The 1,129-nt window shown below is 64.0% G+C and carries 1 pseudogene; it reads left to right on the top strand.

What is annotated here, in order from left to right:
• The first annotated feature begins 149 nt into the window (after positions 1-149).
• Positions 150-1,053 (top strand): annotated as a pseudogene (locus tag ABZ420_RS36020) (IS5 family transposase).
• Positions 1,054-1,129: the final 76 nt, after the last annotated feature.

Here is a 1,129-nt window from a genome sequence, read left to right as displayed (position 1 = left end):
ATCCAGCCCAGCCACCCACGCAGCCAGATCCTCATCGATCAACACAACGAAACAGACTACCGCCCAACATAACGAAGTGCGGCTGGAGTACTAGGTTCTGTCTCCCAATCGTCTGATTAGTCAGCTTTGGGGTGGGCCGGTGGTGCATCATGTCCGCTGTGGCGAGGTCGGCGGGTGATCGGTTTCAGGTGTTGACGGACAGGCAGTGGGAGTTGCTGGAGCTGCTGTTGCCGAAATCCGAAGGGCGGGTGGGTCGTAACTTCGCCAACAACCGTCTGGTGGTGGAGGGGATGCTGTACCGGTTGCGCACGAGTTCGCCGTGGCGGGATCTGCCGGAGGTGTTCGGTCCCTGGCAAACGGTATGGAAGCGGCACCGCCGCTACGCGGCTGACGGCACATGGGATCGGGTGCTGACCGCGTTGCTCGCGCTGGCTGATACCACCGGTGACCTGGACTGGGTGGCCTCGATCGATTCCACGGTCGTGCGGGTGCACCAGCACGGCGGCGGTGCCAGGCGCGACTCGGTGTCTGGGTTATGAACCCGCCGATCATGCGATCGGGCGCTCACGTGGTGGGTTGACGACCAAGGTGCATCTGGTCACCGACGGCCGCGGTCGGGGCTTGGCGGTGCAGCTCACGCCGGGACAAGCGGGCGACTCGCCGATGCTCGCGCCGCTGTTGGAGGCGGTCGCGGTACCTCGCCTCGAGGGCGGCGGCCCACCGCGGCGCAACCCGCAGGTGCTGATCGCCGACAAGGCGTATTCCTCGGCCGCCAACCGGGCCTTGTTGCGGCGCAAACGTATCCGCACCGTCATCCCCGAACGATCCGACCAGACCGCCAACCGTAAACGTAGAGGTCACCGTGGTGGCCGAGCGCCGGACTTCGACCGAGAGACCTACAAGCGGCGCAATGTCATCGAACGCGCCTTCAACAAGGCCAAACACTGGCGCGCGGTCGCCACACGGTATGACAAGTTGGCCATCACCTACCGCGCCGGAGTCGTCCTGGCCCTGATCGTGGAATGGCTCAGGTCATTGGGAGACAGAACCTAGTACTCCAGCCGCACTTCGTTATGTTGTGCCTGTCTTCGCTGGTAGTGGGCCTGTTTGGCGCGGTGTTGATGTCTTC

This window comes from Nocardia sp. NPDC005745, assembly GCF_040630775.1.
Taxonomy (GTDB): domain Bacteria; phylum Actinomycetota; class Actinomycetes; order Mycobacteriales; family Mycobacteriaceae; genus Nocardia.
This window is presented reverse-complemented; position numbering and strand designations above follow the sequence as displayed.